At 52.7% G+C, this 18,833-nt stretch carries 14 protein-coding genes, 4 tRNA genes and 3 rRNA genes; 17 read left to right on the top strand and 4 right to left on the bottom strand.

The window, feature by feature from the left end; translation table 11 throughout:
• Nucleotides 1–69 precede the first annotated feature (69 nt).
• The 8 genes from gmhB to dkgB all read left to right on the top strand — a co-directional run bounded on the left by gmhB (nucleotide 70) and on the right by dkgB (nucleotide 7,165).
• Nucleotides 70–636, top strand: coding sequence for a D-glycero-beta-D-manno-heptose 1,7-bisphosphate 7-phosphatase (gene gmhB / locus ACQG11_RS13855; protein ID WP_048965728.1), 567 nt, complete (start codon nucleotides 70–72; stop codon nucleotides 634–636).
• A gap of 366 nt (nucleotides 637–1,002) precedes the next feature.
• Nucleotides 1,003–2,544 (top strand): 16S ribosomal RNA (locus tag ACQG11_RS13860).
• A gap of 70 nt (nucleotides 2,545–2,614) precedes the next feature.
• Nucleotides 2,615–2,691, top strand: a tRNA-Ile gene (locus tag ACQG11_RS13865).
• Nucleotides 2,692–2,733: 42 nt separating this feature from the next.
• Nucleotides 2,734–2,809: transfer RNA gene (locus ACQG11_RS13870), tRNA-Ala, on the top strand.
• Nucleotides 2,810–2,979: 170 nt separating this feature from the next.
• Nucleotides 2,980–5,884, top strand: a 23S ribosomal RNA gene (locus ACQG11_RS13875).
• Between the two features lie 69 nt (nucleotides 5,885–5,953).
• Nucleotides 5,954–6,069 (top strand): 5S ribosomal RNA (gene rrf / locus ACQG11_RS13880).
• The 16S, 23S and 5S rRNA genes sit together here with 3 tRNA genes alongside, the layout of an rRNA operon.
• Nucleotides 6,070–6,124: 55 nt before the next feature.
• Nucleotides 6,125–6,201, top strand: a tRNA-Asp gene (locus ACQG11_RS13885).
• 160 nt (nucleotides 6,202–6,361) lie between these two features.
• Nucleotides 6,362–7,165 (top strand): 2,5-didehydrogluconate reductase DkgB, encoded by an 804-nt coding sequence (gene dkgB / locus ACQG11_RS13890; protein ID WP_048966286.1) that lies wholly within the window; start codon nucleotides 6,362–6,364, stop codon nucleotides 7,163–7,165.
• Between the two features lie 30 nt (nucleotides 7,166–7,195).
• Here dkgB and yafC read toward each other — a convergent pair whose 3' ends face one another.
• A complete protein-coding gene (yafC, locus tag ACQG11_RS13895; RefSeq protein ID WP_022647124.1) occupies nucleotides 7,196–8,101 on the bottom strand; it encodes a DNA-binding transcriptional regulator YafC in 906 nt (301 codons plus the stop codon).
• A 104-nt stretch (nucleotides 8,102–8,205) separates the two neighbouring features.
• Between yafC and ACQG11_RS13900 the strand changes: the two genes are divergently transcribed.
• From ACQG11_RS13900 to ACQG11_RS13910, 3 genes are all read left to right on the top strand, one after another.
• Complete coding sequence (locus ACQG11_RS13900; RefSeq protein WP_022647125.1) at nucleotides 8,206–9,381, top strand: MFS transporter; 1,176 nt, start codon at nucleotides 8,206–8,208, stop codon at nucleotides 9,379–9,381.
• A gap of 137 nt (nucleotides 9,382–9,518) precedes the next feature.
• Nucleotides 9,519–10,319 (top strand): endonuclease/exonuclease/phosphatase family protein, encoded by an 801-nt coding sequence (locus ACQG11_RS13905; protein ID WP_032621812.1) that lies wholly within the window; start codon nucleotides 9,519–9,521, stop codon nucleotides 10,317–10,319.
• Nucleotides 10,320–10,396: 77 nt separating this feature from the next.
• Entirely contained in the window at nucleotides 10,397–11,170 is a 774-nt protein-coding gene (locus tag ACQG11_RS13910; protein ID WP_045308944.1) for a class I SAM-dependent methyltransferase, read from the top strand.
• A 52-nt stretch (nucleotides 11,171–11,222) separates the two neighbouring features.
• Here the strand turns inward: ACQG11_RS13910 and mltD are convergent, their stop codons facing one another.
• Nucleotides 11,223–12,587, bottom strand: a complete 1,365-nt coding sequence (gene mltD, locus ACQG11_RS13915; RefSeq protein WP_022647128.1) for a murein transglycosylase D — start codon at nucleotides 12,585–12,587, stop codon at nucleotides 11,223–11,225.
• A 68-nt stretch (nucleotides 12,588–12,655) separates the two neighbouring features.
• On the bottom strand, nucleotides 12,656–13,414 hold the full coding sequence (gloB, locus tag ACQG11_RS13920) for a hydroxyacylglutathione hydrolase (protein ID WP_022647129.1): 759 nt from the start codon (nucleotides 13,412–13,414) through the stop codon (nucleotides 12,656–12,658).
• A gap of 32 nt (nucleotides 13,415–13,446) precedes the next feature.
• On the opposite strand from gloB, the gene ACQG11_RS13925 reads away from it, so the two are divergent.
• A complete protein-coding gene (locus tag ACQG11_RS13925) occupies nucleotides 13,447–14,163 on the top strand; it encodes a class I SAM-dependent methyltransferase (protein WP_023305478.1) in 717 nt (238 codons plus the stop codon).
• Here the strand turns inward: ACQG11_RS13925 and rnhA are convergent, their stop codons facing one another.
• Nucleotides 14,164–14,742 carry a ribonuclease HI gene (gene rnhA / locus ACQG11_RS13930; RefSeq protein ID WP_160840538.1) on the bottom strand — a complete coding sequence of 193 codons (579 nt, stop codon included), beginning with the start codon at nucleotides 14,740–14,742 and terminating at the stop codon, nucleotides 14,164–14,166.
• Here rnhA and dnaQ point away from each other — a divergent pair.
• The 5 genes from dnaQ to ACQG11_RS13955 all read left to right on the top strand — a co-directional run bounded on the left by dnaQ (nucleotide 14,696) and on the right by ACQG11_RS13955 (nucleotide 18,832).
• Nucleotides 14,696–15,427 (top strand): DNA polymerase III subunit epsilon, encoded by a 732-nt coding sequence (gene dnaQ, locus ACQG11_RS13935; RefSeq protein WP_072201000.1) that lies wholly within the window; start codon nucleotides 14,696–14,698, stop codon nucleotides 15,425–15,427. The genes rnhA and dnaQ overlap by 47 nt on opposite strands.
• A gap of 132 nt (nucleotides 15,428–15,559) precedes the next feature.
• Nucleotides 15,560–15,636, top strand: a tRNA-Asp gene (locus ACQG11_RS13940).
• Nucleotides 15,637–16,023: 387 nt separating this feature from the next.
• A complete protein-coding gene (locus ACQG11_RS13945) occupies nucleotides 16,024–16,743 on the top strand; it encodes a FadR/GntR family transcriptional regulator (RefSeq protein ID WP_022647132.1) in 720 nt (239 codons plus the stop codon).
• Complete coding sequence (locus tag ACQG11_RS13950; protein WP_333028493.1) at nucleotides 16,740–17,753, top strand: ABC transporter ATP-binding protein; 1,014 nt, start codon at nucleotides 16,740–16,742, stop codon at nucleotides 17,751–17,753. The genes ACQG11_RS13945 and ACQG11_RS13950 overlap by 4 nt, the downstream gene beginning before the upstream one ends.
• The gene (locus tag ACQG11_RS13955) at nucleotides 17,750–18,832 is read left to right on the top strand and encodes an ABC transporter ATP-binding protein (RefSeq protein WP_022647134.1); all 1,083 of its coding nucleotides are present in this window, start codon (nucleotides 17,750–17,752) and stop codon (nucleotides 18,830–18,832) included. The genes ACQG11_RS13950 and ACQG11_RS13955 overlap by 4 nt, the downstream gene beginning before the upstream one ends.
• The last annotated feature ends 1 nt before the right edge of the window (nucleotide 18,833 follow it).

Here is an 18,833-nt window from a genome sequence, read left to right on the forward strand (position 1 = left end):
CGATGAGCACTTTATTGCGCTGCGATTCATGAGATACTAGCTGAACAAGCCTTTTTCAGGAGCAAACCGGTGGCAAAATCTGTACCCGCAATTTTTCTCGATCGTGACGGCACAATTAATGTGGATCACGGTTACGTCCATGAGATTGATGAGTTCGAATTTATCGAGGGCGTAATAGATGCCATGCGCCAGCTGAAAGAGATGGGCTATGCGCTGGTGGTGGTAACTAATCAGTCCGGTATCGCCCGGGGTAAATTCTCCGAAGCGCAGTTCGAGACGCTGACGGAATGGATGGACTGGTCTCTGGCCGATCGTGGCGTCGATCTTGATGGCATCTATTATTGTCCGCATCATCCACAGGGAACAGTAGAAGCGTATCGTCAGACATGTGATTGCCGTAAGCCACACCCGGGCATGTTTATCTCTGCACAGGAATTCCTGCACATTGATATGGCCGCGTCTTTTATGGTGGGCGATAAACTGGAGGATATGCAGGCAGCGGCGGCGGCAGGTGTGGGAACCAAAGTATTAGTGCGGACCGGTAAACCAGTCACCCCAGAAGCAGAAAATGCAGCTGACTGGGTGATAACTAGTCTGGCAGATCTGCCAAAAGAGATTAAAAAGCACCAAAAATAGACGTTTTGGTGAAAAGGTGAGCGGTTGAAATAAAAATGCATTTTTCCGCTTGTCATTCCTCGGCGGCTCCCTATAATGCGCCTCCATCGACACGGCGGATGTGAATCACTTCACAGACAACCCGGTCGGTTGAAGAGAAAAAATCCTGAAATAACGGGTTGACTCTGAAAGAGGAAAGCGTAATATACGCCACCTCGCGACAGAGCGCTGAAGCGCGTCGCAACTGCTCTTTAACAATTTATCAGACAATCTGTGTGGGCACTCAAAGTGACATGGATTCTTAACGTCCTCGGACGAAAAATGAATACCAAGTCTCTGAGTGAACACGTAATTCATTACGAAGTTTAATTCACGAGCATCAAACTTAAATTGAAGAGTTTGATCATGGCTCAGATTGAACGCTGGCGGCAGGCCTAACACATGCAAGTCGAACGGTAACAGGAAGCAGCTTGCTGCTTTGCTGACGAGTGGCGGACGGGTGAGTAATGTCTGGGAAACTGCCTGATGGAGGGGGATAACTACTGGAAACGGTAGCTAATACCGCATAACGTCGCAAGACCAAAGAGGGGGACCTTCGGGCCTCTTGCCATCGGATGTGCCCAGATGGGATTAGCTAGTAGGTGGGGTAACGGCTCACCTAGGCGACGATCCCTAGCTGGTCTGAGAGGATGACCAGCCACACTGGAACTGAGACACGGTCCAGACTCCTACGGGAGGCAGCAGTGGGGAATATTGCACAATGGGCGCAAGCCTGATGCAGCCATGCCGCGTGTATGAAGAAGGCCTTCGGGTTGTAAAGTACTTTCAGCGGGGAGGAAGGCGACAGGGTTAATAACCCTGTCGATTGACGTTACCCGCAGAAGAAGCACCGGCTAACTCCGTGCCAGCAGCCGCGGTAATACGGAGGGTGCAAGCGTTAATCGGAATTACTGGGCGTAAAGCGCACGCAGGCGGTCTGTCAAGTCGGATGTGAAATCCCCGGGCTCAACCTGGGAACTGCATTCGAAACTGGCAGGCTAGAGTCTTGTAGAGGGGGGTAGAATTCCAGGTGTAGCGGTGAAATGCGTAGAGATCTGGAGGAATACCGGTGGCGAAGGCGGCCCCCTGGACAAAGACTGACGCTCAGGTGCGAAAGCGTGGGGAGCAAACAGGATTAGATACCCTGGTAGTCCACGCCGTAAACGATGTCGACTTGGAGGTTGTGCCCTTGAGGCGTGGCTTCCGGAGCTAACGCGTTAAGTCGACCGCCTGGGGAGTACGGCCGCAAGGTTAAAACTCAAATGAATTGACGGGGGCCCGCACAAGCGGTGGAGCATGTGGTTTAATTCGATGCAACGCGAAGAACCTTACCTACTCTTGACATCCAGAGAACTTAGCAGAGATGCTTTGGTGCCTTCGGGAACTCTGAGACAGGTGCTGCATGGCTGTCGTCAGCTCGTGTTGTGAAATGTTGGGTTAAGTCCCGCAACGAGCGCAACCCTTATCCTTTGTTGCCAGCGGTTAGGCCGGGAACTCAAAGGAGACTGCCAGTGATAAACTGGAGGAAGGTGGGGATGACGTCAAGTCATCATGGCCCTTACGAGTAGGGCTACACACGTGCTACAATGGCGCATACAAAGAGAAGCGACCTCGCGAGAGCAAGCGGACCTCATAAAGTGCGTCGTAGTCCGGATTGGAGTCTGCAACTCGACTCCATGAAGTCGGAATCGCTAGTAATCGTGGATCAGAATGCCACGGTGAATACGTTCCCGGGCCTTGTACACACCGCCCGTCACACCATGGGAGTGGGTTGCAAAAGAAGTAGGTAGCTTAACCTTCGGGAGGGCGCTTACCACTTTGTGATTCATGACTGGGGTGAAGTCGTAACAAGGTAACCGTAGGGGAACCTGCGGTTGGATCACCTCCTTACCTTAAAGAACCTGCCTTTGCAGTGCTCACACAGATTGTCTGATGAAAAACAGCAGTAAAAAATCTCTGCAGGCTTGTAGCTCAGGTGGTTAGAGCGCACCCCTGATAAGGGTGAGGTCGGTGGTTCAAGTCCACTCAGGCCTACCAAACTCCTTTTAAAGGATGAGCGGTACAGAGATTACAAACGATGGGGCTATAGCTCAGCTGGGAGAGCGCCTGCCTTGCACGCAGGAGGTCTGCGGTTCGATCCCGCATAGCTCCACCATCCTTTACTGCGAACACAAGAAAACTTCAGAGTGAACCTGAAAAGGTGCACTGCGAAGTTTTGCTCTTTAAAAATCTGGATCAAGCTGAAAATTGAAACGACACACAGCTCATGTGTGTTCGAGTCTCTCAAATTTTCGCAATCAGAAGTGAAACATCTTCGGGTTGTGAGGTTAAGCGACTAAGCGTACACGGTGGATGCCCTGGCAGTCAGAGGCGATGAAGGACGTGCTAATCTGCGAAAAGCGCCGGCGAGGTGATATGAACCTTTGACCCGGCGATGTCCGAATGGGGAAACCCAGTGCAATCCGTTGCACTATCGTTAACTGAATACATAGGTTAACGAGGCGAACCGGGGGAACTGAAACATCTAAGTACCCCGAGGAAAAGAAATCAACCGAGATTCCCCCAGTAGCGGCGAGCGAACGGGGAGCAGCCCGGAGTCTGAATCAGCTTGTGTGTTAGTGGAACGGTCTGGAAAGTCCGACGGTACAGGGTGATAGTCCCGTACACGAAAGCACACTTGCTGTGAACTCGAAGAGTAGGGCGGGACACGTGGTATCCTGTCTGAATATGGGGGGACCATCCTCCAAGGCTAAATACTCCTGACTGACCGATAGTGAACCAGTACCGTGAGGGAAAGGCGAAAAGAACCCCGGCGAGGGGAGTGAAAAAGAACCTGAAACCGTGTACGTACAAGCAGTGGGAGCCTCTTTATGGGGTGACTGCGTACCTTTTGTATAATGGGTCAGCGACTTATATTCTGTAGCAAGGTTAACCGTATAGGGGAGCCGAAGGGAAACCGAGTCTTAACTGGGCGTTAAGTTGCAGGGTATAGACCCGAAACCCGGTGATCTAGCCATGGGCAGGTTGAAGGTTGGGTAACACTAACTGGAGGACCGAACCGACTAATGTTGAAAAATTAGCGGATGACCTGTGGCTGGGGGTGAAAGGCCAATCAAACCGGGAGATAGCTGGTTCTCCCCGAAAGCTATTTAGGTAGCGCCTCGTGAACTCATCTTCGGGGGTAGAGCACTGTTTCGGCTAGGGGGCCATCCCGGCTTACCAACCCGATGCAAACTACGAATACCGAAGAATGTTATCACGGGAGACACACGGCGGGTGCTAACGTCCGTCGTGAAGAGGGAAACAACCCAGACCGCCAGCTAAGGTCCCAAAGTCATGGTTAAGTGGGAAACGATGTGGGAAGGCACAGACAGCCAGGATGTTGGCTTAGAAGCAGCCATCATTTAAAGAAAGCGTAATAGCTCACTGGTCGAGTCGGCCTGCGCGGAAGATGTAACGGGGCTAAACCATGCACCGAAGCTGCGGCAGCGACACTATGTGTTGTTGGGTAGGGGAGCGTTCTGTAAGCCGTTGAAGGTGTCCTGTGAGGGGTGCTGGAGGTATCAGAAGTGCGAATGCTGACATAAGTAACGATAAAGCGGGTGAAAAGCCCGCTCGCCGGAAGACCAAGGGTTCCTGTCCAACGTTAATCGGGGCAGGGTGAGTCGACCCCTAAGGCGAGGCCGAAAGGCGTAGTCGATGGGAAACAGGTTAATATTCCTGTACTTGGTGTTACTGCGAAGGGGGGACGGAGAAGGCTATGTCAGCCGGGCGACGGTTGTCCCGGTTTAAGCATGTAGGCGGAGGTTCCAGGTAAATCCGGTACCTTGTTAACGCTGAGGTGTGATGACGAGGCACTACGGTGCTGAAGTGATAAATGCCCTGCTTCCAGGAAAAGCCTCTAAGCATCAGGTAACACGAAATCGTACCCCAAACCGACACAGGTGGTCAGGTAGAGAATACCAAGGCGCTTGAGAGAACTCGGGTGAAGGAACTAGGCAAAATGGTGCCGTAACTTCGGGAGAAGGCACGCTGATGTGTAGGTGAAGTCCCTGCGGACGGAGCTGAAATCAGTCGAAGATACCAGCTGGCTGCAACTGTTTATTAAAAACACAGCACTGTGCAAACACGAAAGTGGACGTATACGGTGTGACGCCTGCCCGGTGCCGGAAGGTTAATTGATGGGGTTAGCGGCAACGCGAAGCTCTTGATCGAAGCCCCGGTAAACGGCGGCCGTAACTATAACGGTCCTAAGGTAGCGAAATTCCTTGTCGGGTAAGTTCCGACCTGCACGAATGGCGTAATGATGGCCAGGCTGTCTCCACCCGAGACTCAGTGAAATTGAACTCGCTGTGAAGATGCAGTGTACCCGCGGCAAGACGGAAAGACCCCGTGAACCTTTACTATAGCTTGACACTGAACACTGGTCCTTGATGTGTAGGATAGGTGGGAGGCTTTGAAGCGTGGACGCCAGTCTGCGTGGAGCCAACCTTGAAATACCACCCTTTAATGGCTGGTGTTCTAACGTAGACCCGTAATCCGGGTTGCGGACAGTGTCTGGTGGGTAGTTTGACTGGGGCGGTCTCCTCCCAAAGAGTAACGGAGGAGCACGAAGGTTGGCTAATCCTGGTCGGACATCAGGAGGTTAGTGCAATGGCATAAGCCAGCTTGACTGCGAGCGTGACGGCGCGAGCAGGTGCGAAAGCAGGTCATAGTGATCCGGTGGTTCTGAATGGAAGGGCCATCGCTCAACGGATAAAAGGTACTCCGGGGATAACAGGCTGATACCGCCCAAGAGTTCATATCGACGGCGGTGTTTGGCACCTCGATGTCGGCTCATCACATCCTGGGGCTGAAGTAGGTCCCAAGGGTATGGCTGTTCGCCATTTAAAGTGGTACGCGAGCTGGGTTTAGAACGTCGTGAGACAGTTCGGTCCCTATCTGCCGTGGGCGCTGGAGAATTGAGGGGGGCTGCTCCTAGTACGAGAGGACCGGAGTGGACGCATCACTGGTGTTCGGGTTGTCATGCCAATGGCACTGCCCGGTAGCTAAATGCGGAAGAGATAAGTGCTGAAAGCATCTAAGCACGAAACTTGCCCCGAGATGAGTTCTCCCTGAGACTTTAAGTCTCCTGAAGGAACGTTGAAGACTACGACGTTGATAGGTCGGGTGTGTAAGCGCAGCGATGCGTTGAGCTAACCGATACTAATGAACCGTGAGGCTTAACCTTACAACGCCGAAGCTGTTTCGGCGAAGAGACAGACACGATTTTCAGCCTGATACAGATTAACAGAATTTGCCTGGCGGCTTTAGCGCGGTGGTCCCACCTGACCCCATGCCGAACTCAGAAGTGAAACGCCGTAGCGCCGATGGTAGTGTGGGGTCTCCCCATGTGAGAGTAGGGAACTGCCAGGCATCAAATTAAGTAGTAAGCCGGTGCATTAATCCGGTGGTTACAGAAGTATTCGGTGGAGCGGTAGTTCAGTCGGTTAGAATACCTGCCTGTCACGCAGGGGGTCGCGGGTTCGAGTCCCGTCCGTTCCGCCACTTATTAAAAGCCCTGAGCTAACGCTCAGGGCTTTTTTCTTATCTGTCGTTTTACTATTGCGAAATTAGCAAAAATCCTCTGCGTTTTACGATCTTTTTCGACATAACAACCACGGCGATAATCCTCCTCAGTTTACGAACATAACGATTGAGGAATGATATGACTATCCCTGCACTGGGTCTGGGCACTTTTCGCCTGAAGGACGACGTTGTTATCGCATCTGTTAAAACCGCACTCGAGTTGGGCTATCGCGCTATTGATACGGCGCAGATTTATGACAACGAAGCTGCCGTAGGTCAGGCTATCGAGGAGAGCGGCGTACCGCGCCATGAGCTTTTCATCACCACCAAAATCTGGATTGAGAACCTCAGCAAAGACAAGCTGATCCTAAGCCTGAAGGAAAGTCTGAAAAAGCTGCGTACTGATTATGTTGATCTGACGCTGATCCACTGGCCATCACCTGGCGATGCCGTCTCCGTAGAAGAGTTCATGCAGGCGCTGCTGGAAGCAAAAGAGCAGGGCTTGACGCGTGAAATTGGTATCTCGAATTTCACTATCCCATTGATGGAAAAAGCCATTGCCGCAGTGGGTAAAGAGAATATTGCTACTAACCAGATTGAACTCTCTCCTTACCTGCAAAACCGCAAAGTTGTGGACTGGGCGAAACAGCATGGCATTCACATCACCTCGTACATGACGCTGGCATATGGTAAGGCCCTGAAAGATGAAGTGATTGCACGCATCGCTGAAAAACACAATGCAACAGCTGCACAGGTGATCCTGGCATGGGCGATAGGTGAAGGATATGCCGTGATCCCGTCTTCAACCAAACGTGAAAACCTGGCAAGTAACCTGTTAGCGTGGGATCTCCAGCTCGATGATGAAGACAAAAAAGCGATCGCTGCACTGGAATGCAACGATCGTCTGGTCAGCCCCGAAGGGTTAGCACCTAACTGGGATTAATAACAACCCTCCCTCTGTGCCTTTAAACCCTCATACAGCTCCTCCGGGAGCTGTTTTTATATGCTCACTAAGGAAGTCGATAAATGCGCGTATGCGCGTACTTACCGCTCTGTCACTGTAATACACCGCGCTAAAAGGCATCTCTACAGGTAAGCGTTTGTCAGCCATTAGCTCAACTAGCTGGCCCGCGGCTATTTCCTTATCAATCATATAGTCTGATAAACAGGCGATCCCATTTCCTTCAAGACATAGCTGTTTCAGCGTTTCCCCGCTATTAGACGAAAGTCCGCAGGTGATCTCATGAAGTTGTCCGTCATGACAGGCCACGGGCCAGGTGTTCAGCGAGACAGGCTCCGTAAAGCCCAGGCACAGGTGCTGCTTCAGCTCCTCAACGGTCTCAGGTTTGCCATGCTCTGCAATATATTGCGGCGACGCGATAATTTTGCGGTAGCTGGTGAACAGAGGGCGAGCGCGTAAACTTGAATCCGTCAGGGTTCCCGCGCGGATCGCCACGTCAACTTTACGCTCAATCAGGTTAATAAACGTCTCAGAAGAGACCAGAGACAGGGTCATCTCCGGGTAGCGTTCGCGGAAGGGTTTAATCAACGGCATCAGGAAATGCAGCACGACCGGCGTCGCCGCATCTATGCGCAGCAGCCCACGCGGCGTGCTGCGAGATTCCATGATTTCCGTTTCTGCTGCCGCCATCTCCTGCAAAACGGACTGCACGCGTCGAAAATAACGTTCACCTTCTTCCGTCAGGCTGAGCTGCCGCGTTGTTCTGTTGAGCAGACTCACCCCGAGCTTCATCTCCAGCTTTTTCACCGAGCGGCTGATGGCGGAGTTCGCCTGTCCGAGCTGTTCGGCAGCACGGCTGAAGCTGCCGCTTTCAACAACGGCAACGAAGACAGTCAGTTCTTCCGATGTGGCTTTCATTATTGCATCACCTGCAAAATTCTATTGAGATTCTAACCATTTTTGTTATTTAAACACTGGCGCATACTGCCTGTCATCTTAATCCTGAAGAGACGGAGTATTTTATGCCACTGGCGCTTCTTGCCCTGACGATCAGTGCCTTCGCAATTGGCACGACCGAATTTGTTATTGTAGGACTTGTTCCTACCATTGCTGAACAACTCGCTATCTCGCTGCCTTCTGCCGGGCTGCTGGTATCTATTTACGCGTTAGGCGTCGCTGTTGGGGCGCCTGTGCTAACCGCACTGACTGGACGCTTTCCACGTAAACAACTGTTAGTTGCCCTGATGGTGCTCTTCACCGCTGGCAATATTCTGGCGTGGCAGTCACCGGATTACTCCACGCTGGTCATTGCCCGCCTGCTGACAGGCCTCGCGCACGGTGTCTTCTTCTCCATCGGTTCCACGATTGCAACCAGCCTGGTGCCAAAAGAGAAAGCGGCGTCAGCCATTGCGATTATGTTTGGTGGCTTAACCGTCGCGCTGGTCACCGGCGTGCCGTTAGGAACGTTTATCGGACAACATTTTGGCTGGCGTGAAACCTTCCTCGCGGTATCGCTGTTGGGCGTGATTGCTCTGGTAGCCAGCCTGCTGCTGGTGCCCTCCAGTATTCCGGGACGCGCGAGCGCCAGCCTGAGCGATCAGGTTAAGGTTCTGACACACCCGCGCCTGCTGCTGATCTATGCCGTTACGGCCCTGGGTTATGGAGGTGTGTTCACTGCGTTCACCTTCCTTGCACCGATGATGCAGGAACTGGCTGGTTTTTCTCCGGGCGCGGTGAGCTGGATTTTACTGGGCTACGGTATCTCCGTCGCAATCGGCAATATCTGGGGCGGCAAGCTTGCGGATAAGCATGGTGCGGTACCGGCGCTGAAATTCATCTTCGCCGCCCTGGTTGCCCTGCTGATGATTTTCCAGTTCACCGCATCGATGCAATACGCCGCGCTGGTAACGGTGTTGGTTATGGGGATATTCGCTTTTGGTAACGTGCCGGGATTGCAGGTATATGTTGTGCAGAAAGCCGAACGTTATACGCCTAATGCGGTGGATGTCGCATCTGGGCTGAATATCGCCGCATTTAATATCGGTATCGCACTCGGTTCGGTTATCGGTGGGCAGGTGGTTGAACATGTTGGATTAACCCAAACGCCATGGATTGGTGCGGTAATTGTGCTAATCGCTTTCCTCCTTATTGGTCTCAGTGGACGGCTTGATAAACCCGCTCGCGTTGCACTTGGATAAGTATCAGTAAGTGCTTGCTTACAAAACTGGAAAGCGGTTTCTCAGTAATTGCGTTGAAAGTGTGACCTAAAATCCCTATAACATTAGAACCAGTCCGTTTTCCGGGCTGGTTAATGTTACAGAGGCCGTTTCCAAAAGTGCGAAAAAATACCTATGCCATGCGTTATGTTGCCGGAATGCCTGCGGAGAGGATCTTGCCTCCGGGGTCGTTTGCGAGCCTTAGCCAGGCATTACCAGCGGGCACTCCATTAAGCAGTGACGAAAAAATTCGCGTACTGGTGTGGAACATCTTTAAGCAACAGCGTGCGGAGTGGTTATCCGTACTTCAAAATTTTGGTAAAGATGCGCATCTGGTTCTGTTACAGGAGGCGCAAACCACGCCTGAACTGGTCAGGTTTGCAACGACGAACTATCTTGCAGCCGATCAGGTGCCTGCCTTTGTTCTGCCACAGCATCCTTCCGGGGTGATGACCCTTTCAGCCGCACATCCGGTCTATTGCTGCCCGCTGCGTGAACGTGAGCCGATCCTGCGTCTGGCAAAATCAGCGCTGGTCACGGTCTATCCGTTGCCCGACACCCGTCTGCTGATGGTGGTAAACATTCATGCGGTGAACTTCAGCCTGGGTGTTGATGTGTACAGTAAGCAGTTACTTCCCATCGGCGATCAGATTGCTCATCACAGTGGGCCGATCATTATGGCCGGGGACTTCAATGCCTGGAGCCGTCCGCGTATGAACGCGTTGTACCGCTTCGCGCGTGAAATGTCGCTGCGTGAAGTTCGTTTTAACGATGACCAGCGCAAGAAAGCGTTTGGTCGTCCTCTCGATTTTGTCTTCTATCGGGGTTTAAGCGTGCACGACGCCTCCGTTCTGGTGACGCGCGCCTCCGATCATAATCCTCTACTAGTTGAATTCAGTCCCGGCAAACCTGATAAATAATGGTGCGTCAGGTCTGCCGTGGGGCAGGCCTGTGCGGGTGCTGCCCTTTATTTTTTAACCCATAAAAGGACAGCAACATGACAACAACACACTCCCATCATGACAACGTCGAAAAACAGTTTGGTTCTCAGGCAAGTGCCTACCTCAGCAGCGCCGTGCACGCCTCTGGCCGCGATCTGGTACGTCTCGGCGAACGGCTCGCCGCGTTTCCTGACGCGCACGTGCTGGACTTAGGCTGCGGGGCGGGGCACGCCAGTTTTACCGCCGCACAGCAGGTTGCTCAGGTGACGGCGTATGACTTATCGAGCCAGATGCTGGATGTGGTTGCTGAAGCGGCGAAAGCGAAAGGGCTGAATAACGTCACGACGCGCCAGGGCTACGCTGAATCTTTGCCCTTTGAGGATGCATCCTTTGAGGCTGTGATTAGCCGTTACTCTGCACACCACTGGCATGATGTGGGGCAGGCATTACGGGAAGTGAAACGCGTGCTCAAACCGGGCGGAATATTCATCATCATGGACGTGATGTCTCCCGGGCATCCGGTACGGAATATCTGGCTCCAGACGGTTGAAGCGCTGCGTGATACCTCGCACGTGCAAAACTACTCCAGTGGAGAGTGGCTTACGTTTATCACCGAAGCTGGCTTGATTTCACGCTCATTGATAACCGACCGTTTGCCGCTGGAGTTCACGTCATGGATTGCACGGATGCGCACACCGGAGGCATTAACTCAGGCGATCCGATTGTATCAGGAGAGTGCCTCTGCTGACGTCAAGGTGTACTTTGAATTGCATGACGATGGTTCGTTTACCAGCGACACCATTATGGCTGAAGCGCAAAAAGCGGGATAAACAAAAAAGGCACCGAGGGGAATCGGTGCCTTTTTAATAAGCGATCGTACTATCAGGAATCTGGCGTAGCGCTGTTTTTCACAAACAACGTCAGCTGGTCGCCAGGTTGCAGGTTGTCAGTATCGTTGTTCCAGCGCATCACATCTTTGATGTTTACGCCGTGACGCTTAGCAATACTGGACAGCGAGTCGCCTTTACGTACGCGATAGGTAATGCTATCGCTGTTTTTAGCGAGACGCTGTGCGCTGCTACCTGCACCTACGGTCAGCGTTTGACCCACTTTCAGACCGGATCCGCGCAGATTATTCCACTGCTGGAGATCTTTCGTATTCACGCCAAGACGTGATGCAATACCTGAAAGCGTATCACCTGAACGCACCTTATAGCTGCGGCTGCTTACAGGCGACGTATCAGCAATCAGCGTAGACTGAACGGCTGCAATTTCACCCGAAGCTAAAGACTCACGTAACTGCTCCGCGTGTTTCTGCGGAACCATCACATAGCGCGGGCCGCTTGCACCCAGCGTGGAGCCTTTAACACCTGCATTAAAGGTTTTAAGCTTACTTACCGACATACCCGTCATATCGGCAACCTGTTGAATATCAACAGGGCTGCTGAGGCGGACACGCGCCAGTGCACGACTTTCGTCTGGTGTTGGCAGTTGTACACCGTAACGTTTGCTGTTCTTGAGAATGTCACTCAATGCCAGCATTTTCGGTACGTAAATCTTTGTTTCCTGTGGCAGTGAGAGCGACCAGAAGTCTGTGGATTTTCCACGCGCTTTATTCGCTTTCATTGCCTTCAGTACACGACCTTCACCACTGTTATACGCCGCGACAGTCAATAACCAGTCGCCGTCAAACATCTTGTTCAGACGTTGCATCATGTCGAGAGCGGCTGTCGTTGAAGCGACAACATCACGACGCGCATCGTAGTTGCGGGTCTGCTTTAAACCATAATTTCGCCCTGTGCTCGGAATGATCTGCCAGATGCCTGCTGCATTGGCGCCAGACGTCGCGTGCGGGTCAAAAGCGCTCTCCACTATGGGTAGTAGTACCAGTTCCATAGGCATGTTACGTTTCTTAACTTGCCCTGCTATCCAGTACATATACGGCTCTGCCCGTAATGTTACATCGTGGAGATAGCTCTTATTTCTCAAATACTTCTGTTTCTGTTCGCGAATCCGGCTGTTTTCCGGAATTCCCATCTTTAGCTCGTCGCCAATAGAGGCCCACAAGTCTTGTTCCTGCGCGAAGGATGTCCCATCGTCCAACCATCGCGCCTGACTCGTAAACTTCCCTGCTTCCCCTTGACCAGCCGCAGAAAGGCTCTGTGCGTGCTGTTGTACGTTGCTGCCGTTTTGTGACTGGCAACCTACAAGCAGGACAGAGGCGAGTAATATCGCTTTTGCCTTCATGTGTGTGTCAATAGTTGCTTAAAAGACGAGCGATGATAACGGCGAAATTTTGAAAAGGCAACCCGCAATTATCTGAAGTTATCTTTCTTTGACCTTAACCATGCAAATCGCGCTTCAGGTTGTAACAAATTTGTTTCTTGATTAATTTTATTAATTAAATCAACGTCATTCGTTCTTAAAAATAAATTTATTTGTCGCTCATTTTTCAGAATTACGGGGAGTGTTTTTTGGTTTTTTGCACGTAACTCCTTCACTTTCTGGTAATAATCCTGAATCGCCCGATCCTCTGGTAGTACGCTTGCAGCAAACTTCATATTCCCTAATGTATACTCATGTGCGCAACAAATTACGGTGTCGGCTGGCAGCGCATTAATTTTTTGTAAAGATTGATACATCTGTTCTGGCGTGCCTTCAAACAGCCTTCCACAGCCGCCGGAAAACAGCGTGTCGCCACAAAAAAGATAAGGTTTGCTGTAGAAACAGAGATGACCGGAAGTGTGACCTGGCGTGGCAAATACGGAAAACTCGCACCCGAGGATGAGGATACTTTCGCCTTCTTCGACAACTTGCGTCGTACCCTTATCCTGTGTCTCTGCTGGTCCGTAGACGGGAATATGGGGATAGCGCGCAAGGAGATCGGGAACACCACCGACATGATCGTGATGGTGATGGGTAAGGAGGATCGCTTCAGGCTGCCAGTCGTTTTCTTCTATCGCGTGCAGGATCGGTACGGATTCGCCGGGATCAACAATGATGCATCTGCGATCGTCATCGACTAAAACCCAGATGTAATTGTCCTGAAAGGCGGAAATACTGATAAGATTCATGCATTACCTCTTATAGCGTGGCGGGTGTTTTGATGAAACCGGCAAGGATACCTCAGACTGTCGCACCACCGGAACGTTGGGCAGAGTTGCCCTGGGGTGAATATTATCGCGAGGCCTTAGAACTTCAGCTTAAACCCTGGCTCGCGAAAATGTATGGTTTTCACCTGCTTAAGATTGGCAATCTGAGCGCAGAAATCAATACCGAAAGCTGCGCTATCTCGCATCAGGTTAGCGTATCGCTTAATGGCTCCCCGGTTCAGGTGAAGGCTGATCCGCTGCATTTGCCGTTTGCGGAAAAATCCATTGATGCCTGTCTGCTCGCTCACACGCTGCCCTGGTGCAGCGATCCCCATCGTCTGCTGCGGGAAGCCGACCGCGTTTTGATTGATGACGGCTGGCTGATCCTGAGCGGTTTTAATCCGCTGAGTCTGATCGGGCTACGTAAACTGACGCCCGTTCTGCGCCGCACGCCGCCGTATAACAGCCGGATGTTTACCATGATGCGCCAGCTGGACTGGCTTTCATTGTTAAATTTCGAAGTGCTGAGCTACGGGGGTTTTCAGGTCATCCCCTGGACGCGTAAAGGCGGGGTCTTATTAAGTACCCATTTACCCGCGCTGGGCTGCATGCAATTTATTGTCGCGCGTAAGAGGACGATCCCCCTTACGCTCAACCCAATGAAGCAAAGCAAATCAAAAACGCGGATCCGCCAGACCGTGGGTGCCACGCGGCAGTACAAAAAACCGTGATCAGGATTCAGGTTGATAACCTGCATCCTCATGGGTTGGGTTTGATGCCGCCGCGCGAGCCAGCTCGTCACAGCGTTCGTTTTCAGGGTGACCGGCGTGCCCCTTTACCCACTCCCATTTGATTTCGTGCTGACCGAGGGCGGCATCAAGACGCTTCCAGAGATCGACATTCTTGACGGGTTTTTTCTCTGCCGTTTTCCAGCCGCGCTTTTTCCAGTTGTGGATCCATTGGGTAATGCCCTGGCGAACATACTGGCTGTCGGTACTCAGCACCACGTCACAATGTTCTTTTAAGGCTTCCAGCGCCACGATGGCCGCCATCAACTCCATGCGGTTGTTGGTGGTCAGGAAATAGCCTTCACTAAATGTTTTTTCATGCTGGCGATAGCGCATAATGGCGCCATAGCCGCCGGGCCCTGGGTTACCGAGACAAGATCCATCGGTGAAAATTTCTACCTGTTTACGCATCTCTGGTAGACTTCCTGTATTTGAAACGTTCAGTAAAACGATAAGTCTGACATAAATGACCGCTATGAGCACTGCAATTACTCGCCAGATTGTTCTTGATACCGAAACCACCGGTATGAACCAGATTGGCGCCCACTACGAAGGGCACAAAATCATTGAGATTGGTGCCGTTGAAGTGGTGAACCGTCGTCTTACGGGCAACAACTTCCACGTTTACCTCAAACCCGATCGGCTGGTGGATCCGGAAGCGTTCGGCGTTCACGGGATTGCCGATGAGTTTTTGCTGGATAAGCCCACCTTCGCCGATGTCGCGGATGAATTTCTCGACTACATCAGAGGTGCAGAACTTGTCATTCATAACGCGTCGTTCGATATCGGCTTTATGGACTATGAGTTCAGCAAGCTCAACCGCGATATTCCAAAGACCAATACGTTCTGTAAAGTCACGGATAGCCTGGCGCTGGCAAGGAAGATGTTTCCCGGCAAGCGTAACAGCCTTGATGCCCTGTGCTCTCGCTATGAGATAGACAACACCAAGCGTACCCTGCACGGCGCATTGCTCGATGCCCAGATCCTGGCCGATGTTTACCTGACCATGACCGGCGGGCAAACGTCGATAAAATTCAGTATGGAAAATGAATCCCAGCAGACGCGGGATGAAGGCGGCATTCAGCGTGTCGTGCGCCAGGCTAATCGCCTGCGGGTTGTTTTAGCCAGTGATGAAGAGCTAATGAACCACGAATCTCGCCTCGATTTAGTGCAGAAGAAGGGCGGAAGCTGTCTGTGGCGTGGATGAAAAAAGGCGGAAACGTTTGTTAAATCGCCGTTTGGGTGATTTTTGCAGCAAACGATTCAAAACCTGAGAAAAAGCGTTGACGAGTTCAGAGGCAAACCGTAATATTCGCCTCGTTCCCCAAACGGGAACAGTGGAGCGGTAGTTCAGTCGGTTAGAATACCTGCCTGTCACGCAGGGGGTCGCGGGTTCGAGTCCCGTCCGTTCCGCCACTATTCAGAAAGCCTGAATCAGAAATGATTCAGGCTTTCGTCGTTTTATACCCCCTAAAAACTCACCTATTCTCATTCTATTTTCATTAACAAAAATTTAATAAACAAAGTGCAATTTATTAACAAATGCACATAATTGGTGCGTAATTTGCACTGTTATTGTGCATTATGTCTCCATCTCACCTTCTGCCCTCATTTTGATATGTAATAATTATGTAAAAATAATTCATAAGAAATCATTCAGTTACCTGTCATTCTTCAGAAAACTCATGAACCAATACGTTATTGGTTCGCTTATTGCTTAATCATTAGCACGATAAGTAGTTCGTCATATCAATAACTTATCGTTAATAAAAATAAAGTCATGATGAAAGCGAGCGAACCAATATGGAAAAACCTTCACGGGTTTTAGCAAATTCCAGCACCGCGCTTGACCAGTTGCGCGGGCTTATCAACCAGCACGAGTCAACACCAGGCACTCCGCTGCCCACTGAACGTGAGCTATCGGAAACACTCGGCGTAGGACGACGCGAAGTGCGTCGCGCGCTGGACGTGCTGGAAGAAGAAGGGCGGATCTGGCGCAAGCAGGGCAAAGGTACCTTCATTGGTCCGGCTGCCCCTGTTGAGCCGTTGGCGCTTCAGGGATTGGTTCAGCAAACCAACCTGCTGGAAGTCATGGAAGCTCGACTACAGCTCGAACCCGGCTTAGCCCGACTTGCGGCACTGCGTGCCACCAGGGAAAACCTCGCGCTCATGCAGCGCATGCTGGAACGCATTGACAAGGTCAGCCCGGATGACCGCGATCTTAACGAACTGTGGGATAGCGCCTTTCACCGCGCCATTGCGGAAGCAGCCGGCAACCGCCTGATGCTAGGGCTTTTCGATGCGATAGATGCCGTCCGCCGGGAGCCCGGCTGGCAGTATTTACGCGAGCTTGCCCGCACCCCCGAACGTGTCGACAACTATAACGACCACCATCACAAAATCATGTCAGCGATTATTCATCGCCAGCCTAATGAAGCTGCGGCCGCCATGCGCGAACACCTGCTCAGCCTGCAAACCGCCCTGATTCAGGCTATCCACCTTGAGGACGATTCCACGCTATGACGACGATACCCTTTAAGGATTCCACTCCCGTACTGCGGCTGCAAAACCTCAACGTTAAATTCGCGGGCTCGCCGGTGAGTGTGCTCGAAGATATCTCGCTGATGGTAAGGGCGGGCGAAACGCTGGCGCTGGTGGGCGAGTCCGGCTGCGGTAAAAGCATCACTTCCCTGGCGCTGATGGGGTTATTGCCTGCCAGCGCCAGGATCGTCAGTGGGGAGATGCACTTCCGCCGCCACGATCTGCGCAAGCTCTCGCCGCGCGAGTATGCCAATCTGCGCGGCAGCGAGCTGGCGATGATATTCCAGGAGCCCATGACCTCGCTCAACCCGGCTTTCACGCTTGGCGATCAGCTCAGTGAAGCGGTGATGCGCCATCAAACGATCTCCCGGGCTGAGGCGATGACGGTTGCGCTACAGATCCTGGAGAAGGTGCAGATCCCGGCCGCAGAGATGCGCCTTAAGGCTTACCCGCATCAGCTTTCCGGCGGTATGCGCCAGCGCGTGATGATTGCGATGGCGCTGATAAACCATCCCAAATTACTGATCGCTGACGAACCCACTACCGCTCTGGACGTGACCATTCAGGCGCAAATTCTCGCTCTGCTCAATACCTTAAAAGAAGAAACGGGCACGGCGGTGCTGATGATCACCCACGATTTAGGCGTGGTGGCCGAAGTGGCACAGCAGGTGGCGGTGATGTATGCCGGCCAGGTAGTAGAGCAGGGAAGCGTCGAGGCGATATTTGCCGACCCGCAGCACCCGTACACAATTGGCCTGATGGGCTCGATCCCCTCCCTTGGCGTACGCGAGGGCCAGCTTTCCACCATTCCCGGATCGGTCCCGCTGCCGGAATCTATGCCTCAGGGCTGCCGCTTCGCCACCCGGTGTCCCTTCGCGCAGACGCGCTGTCATGTTGAAAAACCACCGCTCACTATGCTCGGCACGGGTCATCAGGTTGCCTGCTTCCGCGTGCCGCTGGAACAACACATTGCCCTGGGAGAAATTGCATGACCACGCCCATTCTTGAAGCCCGGGATCTGAGCAAGCTTTTCCCCGGCCCGAAAAAACTGTTTACGCCGGCCCGCTTTGTCACGGCTGTTGACCGCGTCTCACTGTCGGTGCTGCCAGGCGAAACGCTGGCTATTGTCGGCGAATCAGGTTCCGGGAAATCCACCCTCGGCCGTCTGCTGCTGCGCCTGCTGGGCGCCAGCGAAGGGCGCGTATTTTATCAGGGTGAGGAGATCACCCACGCCTCAGGCGCACGTCTGAACCAGCTCCGGCGTGAGCTACAGATCATCTTTCAGGATCCCTTCGCCTCGCTGAACCCGCGCATGACGGTAGAACAGATTGTCGGTGAGCCGCTGTGGCTGCACCAGAACATGAAAAAAGCGGATCGCCAGTACCACGTCGCCGAGCTGCTCAGGACGGTCGGCTTGCCCGCGGCCTGGGCCGGACGTTATCCGCACGAATTTTCCGGCGGGCAGCGTCAGCGTATCGGCATTGCGCGCGCGCTGGCGTCAGGCCCAAAGCTGCTGCTGGGCGATGAACCGGTTTCCGCACTGGATGTTTCCGTCCAGGCACAGGTGGTCAATTTACTGGAAAGCCTGAAGCACCAGTTGGGGCTAACGATGGTGATCGTCGCCCACGGTCTGGCGGTTATCCGTCATATGAGCGACCGCGTGGCGGTGATGTATCTTGGGCAAATCGTCGAGCTGGCCACCGTCGACGATATCTTCGACGCGCCGCTGCATCCTTATACCCAGGCATTAATTGCCTCTGCGCCGCAAATGCAGCCAGGCGTAGCGCGGGATGCGCCGCTGTTGCAGGGTGATTTACCGAACCCGGCTAATCCGCCCTCCGGCTGCCGTTTCCACACCCGTTGCCCCTATGTTAGCGATGAATGTCGTCAGGTTGAGCCGATTCATCAGGTAATCGACGGCGGACGTCAGGTCGCCTGCCACCGCTGGCAGGAGATTAATCGCGATCGCAGCGTTATACAGATCGCACCGCCATCCGCCGCATTTTTGCGCCGCCGCGCGCTGTTTGAACACGCGGCTACTCACTCCTCCCTTCCTTCAAGGAACTCATGAT

Origin of the sequence: Enterobacter cloacae complex sp. 372C4, assembly GCF_050030615.1 — a bacterium.
GTDB classification, from domain to species: domain Bacteria; phylum Pseudomonadota; class Gammaproteobacteria; order Enterobacterales; family Enterobacteriaceae; genus Enterobacter; species Enterobacter intestinihominis.

Coding starts and splice junctions, on each gene's coding strand:
- dkgB (WP_048966286.1), top strand. CDS start 6,362: ATGACTATCCCTGCACTGGGTCTGGGCACTTTTCGCCTGAAGGACGAC.
- yafC (WP_022647124.1), bottom strand. CDS start 8,101: ATGAAAGCCACATCGGAAGAACTGACTGTCTTCGTTGCCGTTGTTGAA.
- ACQG11_RS13900 (WP_022647125.1), top strand. CDS start 8,206: ATGCCACTGGCGCTTCTTGCCCTGACGATCAGTGCCTTCGCAATTGGC.
- ACQG11_RS13910 (WP_045308944.1), top strand. CDS start 10,397: ATGACAACAACACACTCCCATCATGACAACGTCGAAAAACAGTTTGGT.
- mltD (WP_022647128.1), bottom strand. CDS start 12,587: ATGAAGGCAAAAGCGATATTACTCGCCTCTGTCCTGCTTGTAGGTTGC.
- gloB (WP_022647129.1), bottom strand. CDS start 13,414: ATGAATCTTATCAGTATTTCCGCCTTTCAGGACAATTACATCTGGGTT.
- ACQG11_RS13925 (WP_023305478.1), top strand. CDS start 13,447: ATGAAACCGGCAAGGATACCTCAGACTGTCGCACCACCGGAACGTTGG.
- dnaQ (WP_072201000.1), top strand. CDS start 14,696: ATGAGCACTGCAATTACTCGCCAGATTGTTCTTGATACCGAAACCACC.
- ACQG11_RS13945 (WP_022647132.1), top strand. CDS start 16,024: ATGGAAAAACCTTCACGGGTTTTAGCAAATTCCAGCACCGCGCTTGAC.
- ACQG11_RS13950 (WP_333028493.1), top strand. CDS start 16,740: ATGACGACGATACCCTTTAAGGATTCCACTCCCGTACTGCGGCTGCAA.
- ACQG11_RS13955 (WP_022647134.1), top strand. CDS start 17,750: ATGACCACGCCCATTCTTGAAGCCCGGGATCTGAGCAAGCTTTTCCCC.